The organism is Frankia sp. AiPa1 (genome assembly GCF_023243075.1).
Taxonomy (GTDB): domain Bacteria; phylum Actinomycetota; class Actinomycetes; order Frankiales; family Frankiaceae; genus Frankia.
The window spans coordinates 73753-90846 of sequence record NZ_JALKFZ020000140.1 but is presented as its reverse complement, the minus strand read 5'-3'; the positions used below and the strand labels follow the sequence as shown (position 1 = coordinate 90846).

General features: G+C 70.0%; 12 protein-coding genes. 5 read left to right on the top strand and 7 right to left on the bottom strand.

What is annotated here, in order from left to right:
* Window positions 1-23 precede the first annotated feature (23 nt).
* Together MXD95_RS14830 and MXD95_RS14825 are read left to right on the top strand one after the other, a co-directional pair.
* Complete coding sequence (locus MXD95_RS14830) at window positions 24-908, top strand: helix-turn-helix domain-containing protein (protein ID WP_250641206.1); 885 nt, start codon at window positions 24-26, stop codon at window positions 906-908.
* A 227-nt stretch (window positions 909-1135) separates the two neighbouring features.
* Window positions 1136-3028, top strand: a complete 1893-nt coding sequence (locus MXD95_RS14825; protein ID WP_250641205.1) for an ABC transporter ATP-binding protein — start codon at window positions 1136-1138, stop codon at window positions 3026-3028.
* Here the strand turns inward: MXD95_RS14825 and MXD95_RS14820 are convergent.
* Window positions 3025-4248 (bottom strand): ABC transporter substrate-binding protein, encoded by a 1224-nt coding sequence (locus MXD95_RS14820; protein ID WP_250641204.1) that lies wholly within the window; start codon window positions 4246-4248, stop codon window positions 3025-3027. The genes MXD95_RS14825 and MXD95_RS14820 overlap by 4 nt on opposite strands.
* A 334-nt stretch (window positions 4249-4582) precedes the next feature.
* Here MXD95_RS14820 and MXD95_RS14815 point away from each other — a divergent pair, with 334 nt between their 5' ends.
* A complete protein-coding gene (locus MXD95_RS14815) occupies window positions 4583-5440 on the top strand; it encodes a DUF72 domain-containing protein (protein WP_250641203.1) in 858 nt (285 codons plus the stop codon).
* A gap of 98 nt (window positions 5441-5538) precedes the next feature.
* Here MXD95_RS14815 and MXD95_RS14810 read toward each other — a convergent pair whose 3' ends face one another.
* The gene (locus tag MXD95_RS14810; protein WP_250641202.1) at window positions 5539-6786 is read right to left on the bottom strand and encodes an NAD(P)/FAD-dependent oxidoreductase; all 1248 of its coding nucleotides are present in this window, start codon (window positions 6784-6786) and stop codon (window positions 5539-5541) included.
* A 71-nt stretch (window positions 6787-6857) separates the two neighbouring features.
* The gene (locus MXD95_RS14805) at window positions 6858-8618 is read right to left on the bottom strand and encodes a carotenoid oxygenase family protein (RefSeq protein WP_250641201.1); all 1761 of its coding nucleotides are present in this window, start codon (window positions 8616-8618) and stop codon (window positions 6858-6860) included.
* A 393-nt stretch (window positions 8619-9011) separates the two neighbouring features.
* Here MXD95_RS14805 and MXD95_RS14800 point away from each other — a divergent pair, with 393 nt between their 5' ends.
* Window positions 9012-9626 (top strand): hypothetical protein, encoded by a 615-nt coding sequence (locus tag MXD95_RS14800; RefSeq protein WP_250641200.1) that lies wholly within the window; start codon window positions 9012-9014, stop codon window positions 9624-9626.
* A 114-nt stretch (window positions 9627-9740) separates the two neighbouring features.
* Here the strand turns inward: MXD95_RS14800 and MXD95_RS14795 are convergent, their stop codons facing one another.
* Both MXD95_RS14795 and MXD95_RS14790 read right to left on the bottom strand, forming a co-directional pair.
* Window positions 9741-10898 (bottom strand): ABC transporter substrate-binding protein, encoded by a 1158-nt coding sequence (locus MXD95_RS14795; RefSeq protein WP_250641199.1) that lies wholly within the window; start codon window positions 10896-10898, stop codon window positions 9741-9743.
* Window positions 10899-11816: 918 nt separating this feature from the next.
* Window positions 11817-12512 (bottom strand): TetR/AcrR family transcriptional regulator, encoded by a 696-nt coding sequence (locus MXD95_RS14790; RefSeq protein WP_250641198.1) that lies wholly within the window; start codon window positions 12510-12512, stop codon window positions 11817-11819.
* Between the two features lie 79 nt (window positions 12513-12591).
* On the opposite strand from MXD95_RS14790, the gene MXD95_RS14785 reads away from it, so the two are divergent.
* Window positions 12592-14268, top strand: coding sequence for an NAD(P)/FAD-dependent oxidoreductase (locus tag MXD95_RS14785; protein ID WP_374122032.1), 1677 nt, complete (start codon window positions 12592-12594; stop codon window positions 14266-14268).
* A 14-nt stretch (window positions 14269-14282) separates the two neighbouring features.
* On the opposite strand, the gene MXD95_RS14780 is transcribed toward MXD95_RS14785, so the two are convergent.
* Together MXD95_RS14780 and MXD95_RS14775 are read right to left on the bottom strand one after the other, a co-directional pair.
* Window positions 14283-14996, bottom strand: coding sequence for a flavodoxin domain-containing protein (locus MXD95_RS14780; protein WP_250641196.1), 714 nt, complete (start codon window positions 14994-14996; stop codon window positions 14283-14285).
* Window positions 14997-15227: 231 nt separating this feature from the next.
* On the bottom strand, window positions 15228-16952 hold the full coding sequence (locus tag MXD95_RS14775; protein ID WP_250641195.1) for a CYTH and CHAD domain-containing protein: 1725 nt from the start codon (window positions 16950-16952) through the stop codon (window positions 15228-15230).
* Window positions 16953-17094 lie beyond the last annotated feature (142 nt).

Here is a 17094-nt window from a genome sequence, read left to right as displayed (position 1 = left end):
GGAGCCATCTTGACGGAGCCATCATGACGGAACTCGGCGAGTTTCTCCGTTCCCGCCGCGACCGGCTCACCCCGGCGGACGTGGGGCTGAGCCGGCCCGGGGATCGCCGACGCGTCCCCGGGCTGCGCCGGGAGGAGCTCGCGCAGCTTGCCGGAGTCAGCGTCACCTACTACATCCGGCTCGAGCAGGGGCAGAGCCGCAACGCCTCCGACGCGGTGCTCGACGCCCTGGCTCGCGTACTGCTGCTCAGCGACGACGAGCACCAGCACATGCGCTCGCTCGCCCGGCCGACCCGGGCGGCCCGCAGATCGGCTCGCCCGGAGCGGGTACGCCCGGGTGTCATGACGCTGCTGGAGGCGGTACGCGACGTGCCGGCGCTGGTGCTCGGCCGGCGTACCGACATCCTCGCCTGGAATCGACTCGGGCATGCGATGATCGCGCCGCATCTCGAGTTCTCCGCGCCGGCGCAGTGCGCCATCCGGCCGAACATGGCCCGGCTCATTCTGCTCGACGCCCACACCCGCGATCTCTACGTGCACTGGCAGCGCAAGGTGGATGACCTGGTCAGCTATCTGCGGTTGGCCTCCGGGCAGCATCCCGACGACGAGGCGCTCACCGCGCTGATCGGCGAGCTGTGCGTGAAAAGCCAGGTGTTCGCCTCGGCCTGGGCCCGTCACGGAGTCCGGGACTGCCGGGCGATGGTGCGCGAGTTCCGCCACCCGCTGGTCGGCGAGGTGAGCCTGGCCGAGGAGCTGCTGCGTCTGCCGGACGACCCGGGCCTGCGGCTGGTCATGCTCATTGCCGAGCCGGGCTCGACCAGCGCCGAGCGGCTCTCCCTGCTCGCGAGCCTGCACGCTCCCGGCGCATCCGCCGCTTCGAGCACCCCGGTGGCCGCACGTGAAACGTGATGGTGAGCATCCGAAACAACCACATCGGCCTGCCGCCGGCGGGTGCTGGCGAGGTACGGATCGTGCGGGCGACCAGGCAGCGTAGACCACCAATCCCCGATTAATCCGATGTTGGAGGCGGTCGCGGCCCGCACCCTGGGCGGATGGACGACCGACCGGGCCCCGTAGAGGCCATACCAGCCCAACGCGACGCTCCCGCTGCCGCCGCGCATCCACCCCCGTCGGGCATGAATGATCCGGTTCTCACGTACGGCCGCGAGGACGGTGATGCCACCGGAGCGTGGACGAAGCACATGCGCACGATGGAACGCACAGGTGTGCGCACCATGGCCCGCCAGCTTCCGGGGCTGCTGCGTCTGTCCTGGTCGCTGGCCTGGGAGGCCGACCGAACCGGACTCATCGCACTGGTTGCCGTACGGGTGCTGTCGGGCCTGCTGGAGGCTGCGGGGCTGCTGGCAGTAGCCGGGGCACTCACCGGGCTGCTGGCCGAAGGGCCGACGCCGCAGCGACTGCACGCGGCGTTGCCGGCGCTGGTGCTCGTCGTCGGCGCCGGGACGACGCGCACCGGACTGTCGCTGGTCGAGAACCTGCTGCGCAGCCGGTTCGGGCCACGCATCGATCGGGTCTGCACGGTGCGGCTGCTCCAGCTGGCCACCCGGACGTCGGTGATGGCCTTCGACGACCCGCGCTTCGTCGACGACCTGGAAGCCGCCGAGCGCGGTGCGGCCGGCGGGCGCCAGCTTGTGGACAACGCCATGGACGTGTTCACCGCCGCGGTCCGGATGATCGCCGCCGGAAGTGTGCTCGGGGTGCTGCACCCGGTGCTGGTGCCGCTGCTGGTGCTGTCCATCGTGCCGGACGGCTGGGCGACGGCCCGCTCGGCCCGGCTACGGTATACCTCCTGGCTCAGCCGCATCCGCCAGGTCCGGCGTCAGTACATGTTGGCGCACCACATGAGCGAACGGGAATGTGCCGCCGAGATCCGCTCGTTCGGCCTGGGTGCGTTCCTGCTCGACGAGTACACCCGGCTCGCCCGCGACCTCGAGGACGAGCAACTGCGCGTCGGCCGCGGCCAGGCCCGTTACCGTCTGATCGGCGAGAGCGTGGCGGGCCTTGCTCTCGGCGCCACCTACGCCACGCTCGTGCTGCTCCTCGACCACGGGGTGATGCCGTTGGCAGCCGCCGGCACCGCCGTCCTCGCGATCCGCACCGGGCGCGGCGCCCTGGAGACCGCGCTGTCGAGCCTCACCGAAGCGTACGAGAACTTCCTCTACTTCGCGGAATACCGATCATGGACTGAGGAGGCGGCCCAGCGAATTCCCGCACCGCGTTCGACAAAGGCGCCGACGGACCCGGACGTTATCCGAGTCGAGAACGCCACGTACACCTACCCGCACACGGACACCGTCGCTCTGCGCGGGGTCTCGGTGGAACTACGCCGTGGGCAGGTGGTCGCCTTCGTCGGGATGAACGGCAGCGGCAAGTCGACGCTGGCGAAGATCCTCGCCGGCCTGTACGTTCCCGACTCCGGCACCGTGCGGTGGGACGAGGTCGACCTCGCCGGTGTCGACCCGGACAGCGTCCGCGACCGGGTCGGCCTGATTCCCCAGTCGTACACCCGCTGGCCGATGTCCGCCCGGATGAACATCGCCGTCGGCCGGGTCGACCGCCTGGCCGCCGACGGCCCCGACAGCGTCGTGCCGGCCGCCGTCGCCACCGGCGCGGACGAGGTCGTCGACCGCCTACCGCATGGCTACGACACCTCGCTCGCCCGCCAGTACAACTCCGGTCATGACCTGTCCGGTGGCCAGTGGCAGCGCATCGCCTGTGCGCGCGCCGTCTACCGGGACGCCCCTTTCCTGATCGCCGACGAACCGTCCGCCGCCCTGGACGCGCGGGCCGAGCAGGCGCTGTTCGATCTCATCGGGGAGCTTGGCCGCGACCGCATCGTCCTGCTGATCACCCACCGTCTCGCCAGCGTCCGGGGTGCCGACCGCATCTACGTCCTCGACGAGGGCGTCGTCGTCGAGGAGGGCACCCATCTCGACCTCATGGCCCGCCTCGGCATCTACTACGACCTGTTCACCATCCAGGCCCGCCAGTTCGTCGACGCGGATTAGTTCTCGATCCGCTCGCCGCAGTAGTTGGGGTCAATCGTCGTCAGCCCGGTGCCCTCAGCGTTGACCGCGACGAAGGGATAGCACACGTCCGGCTTGCCGAAGTCCGCCTCGAAGTTGACGGTCGGGATGATGCCCCCGGCGTCGTAGCCCTTGACCGCGCGCAGGCCGTTGATGAAGCTCTCCCTGGTCGGACACGGTCCGGCCGCCTGCAGGCCGCGGACGAGCATGTCCCCGGCGACGTATCCGATCTCCGCGATGGGATCATCGAGGTCCTGCAGTTCGGGGGCGTAGCGGGCCAGCGCCTGCTTGTAGGCGGCGATGGCCGGGTCTTTCGGGTCGACGGGCGCGGACGAGTAGGTCGTGAGGCCCGCGATCAGGGAGCCGTATTTCTGCAGCAGCTGCGCACCGATCTTCTGACCGCCACTGAGAATGACCTTCGGTGCCAGCCCCTGCGACCGCACGCCGGCGACGATCCGGGCGAACGCGTCCGTCGTCAGGGTGCTCGCCAGGACATCCAGGTTGTTCGCCTTCAGCTGGCGGGCGATCTCCCGGATCTGGCCATCGGTCGGCGTCTGGTCCGCGACTCCGATCGTGACCGTCATTCCAGTCGACGCGAGACTCGTCCTGATCTGATTGGCGATGACGTCAGAAACCTTGAGACCGGCCGCGTCGGTGACGAAAAGGACGCGGGTGCCACCATGCTCCTGAACGTATTTCCCGAAGGTGGTGACCGAGGTCGAGGAACTGACGGCCGTCAGGTAATGGAAGTAGGTGAACATGTTCCGGTACTTCGACCACACCGGCTCCACGGCCATGCCGAGCACGGGGACCTTCTGGTCGGAGAGATACTGGGCCCCACCGCTCGACACGGGGGTCACCTCGATGACGGCGAAGTCCTTCTTGTTCTCCACCAGATTCCGCGCGACCACCAGGTTGGTGTCCGGCTGACCCCTGTCATCCGCCCAGTCATAGGTGATCTTCCGGCCGTTCACACCCCCCGCCGCGTTCGCCACGCCGATTCTCGCCGCCAGTCCGGCGCGGGCCGCGATAAAAGTGGCCGAGAGTGGCCCGGTATACGGATAGATGAATCCGGCCTTGACCTCGTCCGCCGTGACTCCGGGGGTGTCACAGGCCGCGGTCGTCGAGGCCGGGCCGCCGCTGCAGGCCGCGAGGGAGGCCAGGAACAACAGTGCTGCGGGCAACGCTGACAGTGCGCGCATCCTCATGCGATGGGCCTCCCTGAGGCGAGCCTGTGATCTGGCCGTGGTGGCCAGGCGCCGCACCGCTCCTGACCTGCCCCGGCTCCGGCGGCCGGATCGGCCGCCTCAGTGGACTATGGGCGCGTCATCCCTGTCGAATCCGGACCAATCACGTCATTCTCACCGCTACGGGTGGAACAAAAAGGATATATCTAGCAAAAAGGCGAAATTCTACCCTTATGACGGCTTGTCCAAAGTCCTGACAGCTTCCTGCCACGCCGCTCCGGCCGCGGACCGCGGTGCGGTAGCGTCAACCACGTCCCGACACCGCCCGAGCCGGAGGCCGTCGCGCCCCATGCGCCTGCACGTCGGCTGCGCGATGTGGACGCACTCGTCGTGGAACGGCCGGTACTTCCCGCCCGCCCTGCCCGCCGCCGTTCGGCTGCGGCACTATGCGAGCTGGTGCACGGCGGTCGAGGGCAACACCACGTTCTACGCGATCCCGAGTCCGGACACTGCCCGCTCCTGGGCGCGGCAGACCGACGAGGACTTCCGCTTCGTTCTCAAACTCCCAAAGCTGATCACTCATGATCAGCGCCTGACCGACGTGGGTGTTCCACTGCGGGCGTTCCTGGGCGCGGCCGAACCGCTGGGTCCGCGGCTCGAGGCGATCTGGCTGCAGTTTCCGCCCGCGTTCACACCCGTGGACGTACCGGCGCTGGCGGCCTTCCTACGCAGGCTGCCACGGACCTACCGGTACGCCGTCGAGGTCCGTCACCCGGCGTTCTTTACCGACCCGGACGCCGCGCTCGCCCTGGAACGCATGTTGCTGACCATGGGCGCGGAATGGATCCCGTTCGACACCACCGCGTTCTTCGCCAGCCCGCCGACCAGCGACGCCGAACGCGACGCCTGGGCGAAGAAGCCGCGCATGCCACTGCGCGCTCGGGCGCTGACCGACCGCCCGATCATCCGCTACCTGGGCCGTGACGACGCCGCGCGCACGGCCGAAGGCTGGCAGCGCTGGGCGGACCTCTGCGCCGAATGGCTGCGCGAGGGCCGCTCCCCCACCGTCTTCATCCACACACCGGACAACGCGGACGCCCCGCGGCTCGCCCGCCAGTTCCACGACGACGTCCGATCCCGCGTACCGTATCTCGATCTTGCATCATTGCCCTCTCCCCTGCCAGCGTCGCCTCCCACCTTGTTCTGAGACGAGCCTCGCCACCGGCAATCAGTGGGGAGGCGAACATCGGCGATGCACACCGGGAGCCGCGGCGGTGGCCTGGCGAGGGACGGCGGCGACGCCGCTCAGGACACTCCGGCGCCGGCCGGCAGGAGTCGCGCGGCCGGGGGCGTGCCGGCGGCATCGTAGAGCTCCGCGAGGTTGCCCGGGTCGAAGAACTCCTCGCTGGAACAACCGCCGCCGACCATCGTGAAGAACCTCCGCAGGTGCCGGGGGCTCTGGCTGAGCGCGGTCACGACGGCGGCGAGCAACGGTGGCAGGGTCAGGTCGGACAGGGCGACGGTCAGGGCGAAGCTGCCGGCGCTGTCGCGGTCACGCTCGCGGGCATAGTCGGCGACGGCCTCGTCGATCGGCCCGGCGCCCGACAGCCCCCGATGCAGCTGGTCGGCGAGGATCTCGCCATACACAAAGGCATCCGTGATGCCTCGGGCGGTCAGCGGGTCCTTGTGGTAGCCGGCGTCGCCGACAAGTGCCCAGCCGGGGCCGTGCGAGCGGCGATAGAAGTTGTCCGGGTAACGCACGGCGCGGAACGGCTCCTCCCGACGGCCGCGGGCGCGCAGATCGGCGCCGAGTTCGGGCCGCACATGGTCGATCACGGCCTGGAATCCGACCGTGGCGTCGGCGCGGAACTCCCGGTACGCGTCCCGTTTCCGCATGACGACCAGCATGGTCAGACCGTCGTGGGTGGGACAGGAGGCGAACTGCCGTTCGTCGCGCGTCCGATTCTGAAAGTCCCAGTCAAGGCCGGAGAAATAGGAATAGTAGACGAAGCCAGTCGCCGGTACGGTGCCGTACGCTTCGGCGCCGACCTTTGCGGCCACCGTGGAATTCGCACCGTCGGCGCCCACGACAAACCGCGCGCGGAAATCATGCTCGGCACCGTCGGCAGTTCTGGCTCGGATCCCGCACGCACGGCCGTCCGAGCTGAACAGAACATCCTCGACGGCACAGCGCTCGAGGACCTCGGCACCGGCCTCCCGCGCCGCGTCGACCAGCAGTGCGTCAAGCACGGTCCGCCGAGGGCAGTACACCTCAGTGATCCCCTCGATCGGATCGGCGAATCCCTCGACGCCGAGATCACCGTTGGAGAAACCCATGTGCCGCACCGGCGGAACACCGGTCTCCCGCAGCCGGTCGAGCAGTCCCCAGGCATGCAGGCGAGCGAGACCCGCCTGGTGGATCAGATGCGTGGACACCGTGTCGCTGGGAAACGCGGCCCGGTCGACGACCAGGGTCCGGTATCCGTGCCGTGCCAGCAGCATGGCCACCGGTGCCCCGGCGCAGCGCGCCCCGACAACAATGACGTCATACATAGCGCCCTCCCGTGATCCAAACGGTCCTGGCAACGTCGAGCATCGAACGTCGAACAGTGCCGGAGGTGCGGTCAGGAATGCCGTTCGAGAACGGCGCGCACGACCTCGCCCACCGCGGTGGGGAGATCCTGCCAGGCATTACCGAGATCGTCTGCGTAGGAACGCCGGTAGGCCGGTCCGGTCACTGCCGACTTCGGGGCCGGTCCGGCCGCTACCGGCGCCGGGACAGGGACAGGCGACGCCGGGGCCAGGCCCGACGCTGACGTACCCACCCGCGAGCCGAGTGGGCGTGGCGCGGGCAGGTGGAGGGAGTGGAACTGGATCGACAGTCTGAGACCCGGCGCCGTCGCCACTGCGACCGGGCCCGCCCCGAGGGAATGCGCGTCAAAGAGCTGCAGTTCGGTGCGATCGGGATGGTGCACGACGATCGCCACCCAGCCGGGTCCGCCGTCGGTGTCAGGAACGAACACCGGCGACTCGCCGGCGGTACCGGACGGAAACGGCCAGGCGGATTTCTCCGTCATCGTCTCGAGATCCAGGTGGACCAGCGAGGAGGGTATCTCGCGGGTGGGCAGGCGCGCGATCGGCACCTCCCGATGGGGATGGTCCCGGTAGAGATCCACCACCCGGGTGACGAGCATGTCCGGGTCGCATCCCCAGTACGCCTGCCACAGGTGACGCCCGGTCTCCAGACCCGCGGGGCGCATGTCCCGGGCGTAGAGCAGTGTCGCCCAGTGCCGGTCGGAGTCGAGGAACTGCCGGCTGTCGCGGACTTCGCCCGTCCGACCGTCGATGACATAGCGGCCCACCGGTGACGCGTCGACCGGCGCGGACACAAATCCGCGCAGTCCCTTCGCCACCGGTTCACCGGTTCCCCACACCCGGTCGGAATCCCGCAGCGAGTAGTTCAGGTCCCAACCGTTGGAATGCGCCAGGTACAGGGTGACGTTGTCGCCGTCCTGCCGATAGTCGGCGAAATGATGGAGCGACTCGCGCGGCACCCGCGCGTGGGTGACCGGAACGGCCCGTCCCCGCCGCGCCGCCGTCAGATCACGCTTGGCGACCAGGTAGATATCGGTGAACGGGTGGTGCGGCCGGGTACGGTTGCGGCCGGCGACGCTGCCCGGCTCCGGCTGGAAACCTATCTCGGTGAAGATCACATAATCCTCGGTGACCGTCACCTCGTGCACCCCCTGCACCAGGTGCGCGCCCGGGACATACCAGGTGTCGATGTCGCCCTGGCCGTCCCAGCGGACGACCCACAACGGTCCCTCCACGTCCGTGCGGGACGTGCCGCGGGGTTGCAGGTTCGTGTTGCACCACCACAGGCAGCCCTCGTCGAGGTCCTCCACCGGATGGGCGGCGGTGCGCACCCCCGGCCACAGCGGATGCTCGACGACCTGCGGATACTCGGCGACTCCGCCGAGGTAGGAGTGGAACGCGAAGGTCGCCGGATCGACCTCGACCGGCCGCTGGGCCAGCCCGGTCAGCAGGAGGCGGTCGCCGAAGGAATGCGGCGCGACGTTGGTCATCGCCGGGCGGGAGGTGGCCAGCAGTGGGGCCAGGTCCGCCGGTGGCAGTATCTGGCTGAGCCCCGCGAAAATCGCCAGATCGGGGGTGACCACCCGGGTGGTGAGCCAGTGCCGGCTGGCCAGGTCGACCTGGCTGAGAATGCCGGGCCCGGCGAACATGAAGTCCACCGCGGTCGGCTGTGCCGGCCCGATGAACAGGGCACGCCCCGATATTTTCTCGGGCCAGGCACCGGCGGTCACGGTCAGCTCGACGTCATGTTCCATGCTCGGTTCGAGAAGATGGTGCAGCGCGTGGTCCATCTGACCTCCTCGCCGGCCAGAACGCCGCTCTCCGGACGGACCGGGGCAACGTCTGGAGAACAGGGGGATGCTCAGGAAAACAGATCCGCAGGACAGGTCGAGACAGCGCCGGTAATCCGGGCATCATCAGGATCCGCCAGCCCGCAAAAAGCTGCGCCATCAGCTGAGAATATTATCGGCGCCGAGGCCGTACAGGGCCATCACAAAGCAGAATCAGACCATAGGGATCGTGCGGAACGACGAGCGGACGGACGACATCTTCCGGCACGATGGATCCGTCCCGTCTGCTGTATGCGCCAATATTGCCCGCGACCTCGTTCCCAGGATCGTACGTTCGTGGGAACGAGGAACGACGCATGGCACCCGGCCACCGGCCAGGAAACGAGGTATCCGGTGCTCGAGACGACCCTTGAGGTCAGTGTCGCCGTTCCCCTTCCCGGCAGGGACGTCCACGCCTTCATGGCCACGCCGGATCACTGGGCCGCCGCATCCGCGGTGACCGAGCGGATCGAGGGCGAGCGCACCGACCGCCCCGCCACGCTGGGGCAGACCTTCGCGGACGTGCTGCGGCTCGGCCCGGACGCGACCACCACAGTGCGGTGGACCGTCACCCGGGACGATCCCGGCGTCGCCTGGCAGATCTCCGCCAACCCACCGGCCAGCACCGACCCGGTGGACGGCCGAATTCACGTCACGGTGACCTACACGTACACCTACACCTACACCTACACCTACGGCGACGGCGACGGCGACGGTCCGAGCGGCCATGCCCCCGATCCGACGGGGCACGCCGCGGACCTGGCGGCCGAGGCCGAGGCCGGACCCGACGCGGTCACGCCGCAAGCCCGTACGACGCTGCTCACCCGCACGGTTCGTGCCACCTACCTGGGAAACGCGCTCCTCCCCCTGCCCTACCGGGATGTGTTCACCAATCAGGCGGTCGCCGCGGGGTTCCTCGCGGCGATGCGTGACGGGATGCTGGCCCGCCATCGGCGCACCACCGCCTGACCGGCCCCCGGATAGGCCGGCGTCGGCCCGGAGGACGGTCTGCCGCTATCCCGGGAGCGCCCCTTCGTGGGATAGGTGCCTCCACGGTCCCGACCTGGGCACAGCGGACGAAGGTCAGGCCAGGTTCTGTCCGCACAGGTTCGGTTCCACGACGACGAACCCGTCGCCGGCGGGATTCGCCTGGACGAACGAGTAGCAGGTCGTCACCTGGCCGGCCGCGGCACGCAGGCTCATCGGGCTGATCAGACCGTCGGCGTCATAACTGTTCACCGTGCTCAGCGCGGCCACGAACCCGCCCCGGGTCGGGCAGGCGCCGGCGAGCTGCAGACCGCGCAGGAACAGATCGGTGCTGATGTAGGCGGCGACCGCGGTGTCCTGTTGCGGCTCGGTGATCTGCGGCGCATAGCGGCGCATCGCGTCCACGTAGGCCTGGACGCCACGGCCGCCGAGTTCGAACGGCCGGTAGAACACGGGGACGCTGATTCCGGCCATCCGGGAACCGAACGTACGCAACAGTTCGTGGTCGTAGCCGGTGGCGGACAGGACGACCTTCAGCGAGTATCCACCGCCGCGTATGGCGTCGACCACCGTGATGAGGTCCTTGGGCGCGAGAACGCCGACGACCGTGTCCGCGCCGCTGGCGGCGATGCGGTGACCGATGACGGCCGGGTCGTCGACGCCGGCCGTGTAGGTGATCGTGTCGAGCATCCGCACTCCGGCGGCGGTCAGGCTGCGGGCGTACGACGCGGCGCTGTTCGCCACGGCCGGTGAGAGCGCTGGCTGCAGGATCACCGCCCGCCGCCCGCCCTGTTCGTGGACGAACCGGCCCTGGGTGTCGGCGGTGACAACATTCGTCCGGTCCTGCCCGTACGCGGTGCCGGTGACCGGAATACCCTGATGGGTGAGGTAGTCGGTGCTCCCGGAGGCAGCCACCGACAGTTCGATGAGGCCGAAGGCGCGTTGCTGTTCCACGAGGTCACGGGCCGCGGCGACGTTGCTCTGCGGCGCCCCCTGGTCATCACGCCAGCGGTAGACGATCTTGCGGCCGTGGACGCCGCCGACGGCGTTCGCCGCGCCCAGCCGGGCATCGACCCCGGCCCGGACGGCATCGAACATTCCCGATGCCGGCCCCGACACGGGAGAGATCACGCCAAGGTTGATCTGGTGGTCATCGACGCCTGGTGAACCGCACACCGAGGCCGAGGAGGCCGAATCCGTCGACGAGCAGCCGGTCAGCACCGACGATGCCGAGAGCACCGCGACAACCGACATGACGGCCACGACCGGTGCACGCCGACCCGACCCGAATCCGGTCGGCCGGATTATGCCCGGCAGTCCTATAGAGCGGCACAAAAAAACCGTAAGGTGATCGAGAGCACATTCTCGACGCGAGAGTTCACACTGACGCGGCGCACGTCGCCGGCTGCGCACGTCTCGCACAAGAGCCAACTTCCGCTTGCGGGACAGGGGCTGCCGCGTAGGCACACCAGGTCCAGAGAACACAGGTCCCCCTGCACTGTCAGGTGGGCAGAACGGGTGGGGCGGGCGATGCGCCGAGGCGTCGAGGGCCGGTCTCGACCGATCGGACCAGGCGATTACATCGCCCGGTTCCCGCGGGACCGAACGCTACCAAACGCGTTTTCTCTGCCCGATCGAGGACATCCGGCAGAAAGCCCGCCAACGGCGCCCATACGGATCGGCTGCCAAAGTCACTACGCGGATCTGGGCAGAAGTTTTTTGACCGTTCACTGCGGAGTCACGAGCCACACATCATGTCCGCCGGCCCGAATCCCGGACACCGCCGAATCCCACCCACCCGACAACGACGCGTCACCAGCGACGGTGTGGGCGTGACAATGCTTACATGCCTTCGGCTCTCGTTGTCCCACCGCCGCCCGAGACGGGGACAACAGGGGTAGCGTCCGTTCGAATGCTGACGCGGGACCCACCCTGACGCAGGACCCTGAAGCAGGGCCCCGGCACCGGATGGCCGACACGCGGCACGTCCACCCGACCGGCGGGAGCGAGAGGGGATCGGTGCAGGTACGAGCTGAGCACCGCTCCCCACGCTGCCCGGCCGTACCCTGCCGTACACGCGGGAGATCATCCGTCTTCACCGGCAGGCCGAGCCCTTCTCCCGCTTCGGCTGGCGGTGAGCCGGGTGGCCCGACCGTATGCGCGCCGAGATCGTCAGCTGTAGCCGCGGACGAACAGCCGAACCGCTGATTCCCGCGCGGCGTCGAGCTCAGCCGCACCCGCCGCGCTGCCGACCGCACCGGCGACGTCCCCGAGTGCACTCATCTGCCACGCCGTCCCCCAGACCAGGGCGATGAACTGACCGGCGGCGCGCAACGGGTCGTCGATCCGTAGCACGCCCGCCCCAATGAGCATGCCGAGGTGGGCGGCGACCTCCGCGAAGACCGGACGGGCGACCCGGGTCCGCCACAGCTCGAACAGCTCGGGCCGGCGCGACCCCTCGGCCTGCAGGAGCTGACGCAGCAGCACGCTGCGTGGATCACGGGCGATCGCGGCCAGCCGCTGGGCGAGGGTGTCGAGGTGGGCGACGGGGTCAGGCTCAGGCTCACCATGCCCACCCGCGAGGCCCGGACCAGCCGGGCGCGGAAAGTCCGTGGCGGCCGCGTGCAGCCGGTCGAGGGTCGCCGACAGGTGCGTGTCGATGACCGCCTGGAAAAGGGACTCCTTGTCACCGAAGTGGCTGTAGACCGTCTGCCGGGAGGTGGGCGCCTCGCGGGCGATGTCCTCCAGCGTCGTCGATGCGAAGCCCTGCCGGGCGAACAGCCGCAGCGCCGCCTCGATGATCGCCTGCCGCTTCGCCGGCAGCCCACGAGGGGCGCCCCGGGACGCCCCATCCACCGGTCTGGACATGCCCCCAAGCCTAGTGTTGGACATCATCGTCTAGATTACTGGACGCTGATGTCCATGACTGTCGCGACAGGAGATGCCCATGCCAGGCCCAGATCCAGCTCGACCCGCCACCCCGCGGCCAAGCCCGGATTCCAGCCCCGGCGGCGGAGAAGTCGGGGTGACCCCACGGACCGTGGTCATCGGCGCGGGTCCGGCCGGGCTGACGGCCGCGCTCGAGCTCACCCGGCGAGACGCTCCGGTCACGGTGCTGGAGGCCGACGACGTCGTCGGTGGGATCAGCCGCACGGTGGAGCGGGACGGCTGGCGATTCGACATCGGCGGCCACCGCTTCTTCACCAAGGTGCCCCGGGTCGAAAGCCTCTGGCACGATCTTCTCGGTCCGGACGACTTCCTGCTCCGCCCCAGGATGAGTCGCATCTTCTATTGCGGAAAGCTGTACGACTATCCGCTGCGCCCGATGAACGCGCTGCGCAACCTGGGCCTGCGTGAGGCCGCCCTCGCGGTGGGGTCCTACCTGCGGGCACGGCTGCGGCCACCACGGGACCCGGACGCCGACTACGAATCCTGGCTGGTGTCCCGGTTCGGTTGGCGACTGTATCGCACGTTTTTCAAGACCTACACGGAAAAAGTCTGGGGCATTCCGGTCAGCGACATGCCGGTGGACTGGGCCGCCCAACGGGTGAAGAATCTCTCGCTTGGCGCCGCGATCGTGGACGCCCTACGGCCCGGTGGTCGGCGCACGGACATCACGAGCCTCATCGAGGAGTTCCACTATCCGCGGCTGGGCCCGGGAATGATGTGGGAGGAGGCTGCCCGCAGGGTGGGGAAGGACGGCGGCACGCTCACCCTGAATGCCGCGGTCACCGCCATCCACCGCACCGGCGGAGACGCCGACGACGGCGACACGAACAGCACCGGCCGGGCGGTCGCGGTGACGGTCACACCTTCCTCGGGCGCACCATACCGCCTGCCGGCCGACCATGTGATCTCCTCGACGCCGCTGGCCACCCTGGTCGCCTGCATGGACCCGCCGCCGCCGGAGCCGGTCCTGGCCGCCGCGCGCGACCTGCGCTACCGGGACTACCTCACCGTCGCCCTCGTCGTTCCGAGTGCCTTCAGCTTCCCGGACAACTGGATCTACATCCATGACCCGGAGGTGAGGGTGGGGCGGATCCAGAACTACGGGTCCTGGTCACCATTCCTGGTCAAGGATGGACGCACCTGTCTCGGCCTGGAGTTCTTCGTCTTCGAGGGGGATGGCATGTGGACCCGCTCGGACGACGATCTGATCGCGCTGGCGACCGGGGAGCTCGAAGAGCTTGGACTCGTGCGCCCGGGCGCCGTCGAGAGCGGCTACGTCGTACGCATCCCCAAGGCCTATCCGACGTACGACCAGTACTACCAGAACAATGTGACCGTGATCCGTGAATGGCTGGCCGAGAACGCCCCGAACGTGCACCCGGTCGGCCGCAACGGAATGCACCGATACAACAACGCCGATCATTCGATGCTGACCGCGATGCTGACCGTCGAGAATATTCTCGACGGATGCGGTCATGACGTCTGGACGGTCAACGTCGAGCAGGAGTACCACGAACAGCGCACCTCGGCCACGAGCGCCGGCAATGGCGATGGCAATGGCGGTGACAATGGCGATGGCAATGGCGGAACCGGCCGCGACGCTCCGGTGATCCCTCGCGATGCGGGGCGGAACGCGGCCCGCCCCGGGCGGCGGGACCGCCGAACAGGGACTTGACGAGCCGCAGGCAACTATCCGGTCACGCGGGTGGTGCCGTCAGGGGAGGGTCCGCTCGGCGCCGGCGGCCGGTGGGCGCAACCATCAGCATCGGCGGTGACCAGCCGCAGGTGGCTGCCCTGCCTGGCTGCGGCTGACCGGCGGGTGCGAGGTGATCCGGCCGGTCGGCGCTGGGCCGCATCCGAGCACCGGCCGGGAACGGCGTAAAGGGTCCGCGCCGGGGTGGCAGCGCCGAGAGCGACGATCGCCTCGACGAGTCCCGCCCACGGCTCCCCCGAGCCCGGGTCCTGCGCAGGACCCGAGTCCAGGGTCTGCGCAGGACCCGGGTCGAGGACCTGCGCGGACGCCGAAGCCGGGGCCGGCGTGAGCGCCAGGCTCAGGGCGGCGCGGGCGCGGACCAGCGCGGCCAGGTCGGCCAGCTGGGCGGACGGGGTGCGGATGGCGGCCTGGCGGGGGTTGATGCCGGCCTCCGCGGCCACCAGCCACACGGGCATTCCGTCCAGGACGTCCCGGCGGCGCCGGACCAGCCGGCGGACGTCGCCCGACCAGCGTCCGGCCCGCACCGCGCCGGCGACGATCACCGCGTCGTACCCGTCGAACCCGATCACCTGCCGGGACGGGTGCACATCGACGGCCACCCCGCGTCCGATCAGGGCCGCGCCCATCGTCCGGGCCAGTTCCTCCGCTCCCCCGCCGCGTATCCCGTAGACCACCAGAGCTCGCGTCACCGCGTCCTCCAACCTTGCCGCTGCGCTCCGTCAGCGTCGACCGCACACGACCGTCGCACGCCCGTAACCCAGTGGACATCCGTGGCGCGGCCCACACCATGCGTCGAACGTCGCCAGAACACAGGACATCCGGACTCGGGACGGCGGGCTCCGTGGCCGCCGCACGGTCCGGCCCCAACCGGCCGCCGGGGTGCGGACCAGCCGGTTCAGACCTGCGGACCACCGATCGTCTCAGGAGCTCAGCCAGCGGCGGATTCCGGGACGAGACGCCTTCGCCCACCTCCGCGCGAAGTCACGACGCAGTGCGGCGGCACGGTTGCGTTCCTGCTCGGCCAGCAGACCGTAGGTGAAGGAGGACTCGCCGGCACGATGCGCCGCCACCGCGAGGACCCGCAGGCGCCCGAGGGCGACGACGCTGTCCTGGTGCGCGCCGAGCTGCTCCTGGACGCGGCGGGCCCGGCTCGCGAGCCGCTGCGCGGCCTTGCCGGCCAGGGGCACCATCACTTCGCTGGCGTAGCGCAGCCGCTTCGCGGCCTTGCGGGCGCGGTGGTAGGCAACGTCTCGGCCGGGGCCGGGTGCCGCCGAGCGGGCCGCGCGGACGCGACGGGTCAGCCGCCGATCGGCCCGGCGGACCAGCTTCGGCAGCACGCGGCAGGCCGGCGCTCCGGCGAGGCCGGTCATCCCGGCGCCGCGCTCCGAGCGACCATGCCAGTCACCGGCACCGGCACCGGCACCGCCAACGTCACCGCCACCGACACCGACACCGACAGCACTGCCACCGACGGCGCTGGCGCCGACATCGGAGACGAAGGCGAGCAACTCGTCGATGAACACGAGATAGCGCTCGCCGCGCAGAAACACGAGCGCCTCCTCGCGTGCCCGCATCATCTCGCCGAGCAGGGTCTCCTGAATCCGGGCGGCCACCGGGCCGAGAACGAGCTCTCCGGGCTGGGCGTCGAGCGCGTCCCGCAGGCCGGCAAGCTGCACCTCGGCATCGCGAGGGCGACCGAGCATCTCGCCGATCTCCCGCAGACCGCGTTCGATCCGCGTCGCGCGGTCCCGTTCGAACAGCGGGCGGAAGGTCCGCACGGTGCTGCGCAGCCGGCGGACCGCCACCCGCAGGTCGTGCACGGATTCCGACGCGCCGAGCCGCACCGCCGGGTCGGCGGCGAGCAGCGCCGCGGTGTTGCGGGCCAGGTAGGCGTGGACGACCTGGCCGGCGCTCAGCTCACCCTGGGCGCGACGGGCGGGACCGGCGACGGGGCTGGACGGGGCGGCGGGGCCGGACAGGGCGGCGGCGACGGGCAGGTCGGGCGGGCCGACGTCCACGGCGAGGGCGCGGCGCAGCGTGGACGCGCCCACCGCCACCCGGGCACCGGCATCGCGCAGGATGTGGTCGGCGGTGACCAGCAGATCATGCCCCGCCGGGTCGAGCGCCTCGACGTCGATCTCCCGCCAGCGCGAGACGACGATCCGCCGGCTGCCCGTCGGCGGCCGCCCCATCGTGCGCGCCTGGACATGGTCGTCGGCGACCTTCAGCAGATCATGCCCGGCCGCGTCGCGCAGACGGCGGGTCCGCCGCACGATGCTCACCCGCACCACGGGCCGCAGCGACGCCCCCCGCACCCAGACCGCGACCAGATCCGCGAGGTCGTCCGGAACCCTCGGACCGGGGCCGCCCGAGTCGGCGGCGTCCAGGGGGCGGCCGATCTCCTCGCGGGCGCCGTCGGCGGTGGACAGGTTCAGGTGCCAGCCGGCGTCGCTGCCGCCCTCCCCGCGACGCAGGGTCAGCTGGTTGCGTGCCAGCCGCAGATCGTCGGTGTCGTAGTAGACCGCGTCCAGCTCCACCTGGGCCTGCTCGCCGACGGACGCGACGCCGTCGACCGTGTCGAAGGCGGGAACGCGGAACGTCTCGTCGACGGCGAACGTGTGCTCGACCTCGTGGGTGACCGTCACCAGTCACTCCCTTCGGGTGAGATGTCCCCTGGCCGCACGCCCGACGAGACGGTGCCCGACGGGACGTCATCTGCCTGTCGTTCCCGCGCTCCGGCACGGGAAATCCCCCCCGCACCCACGGTCCGCGAGCCCAGGCCAAGCC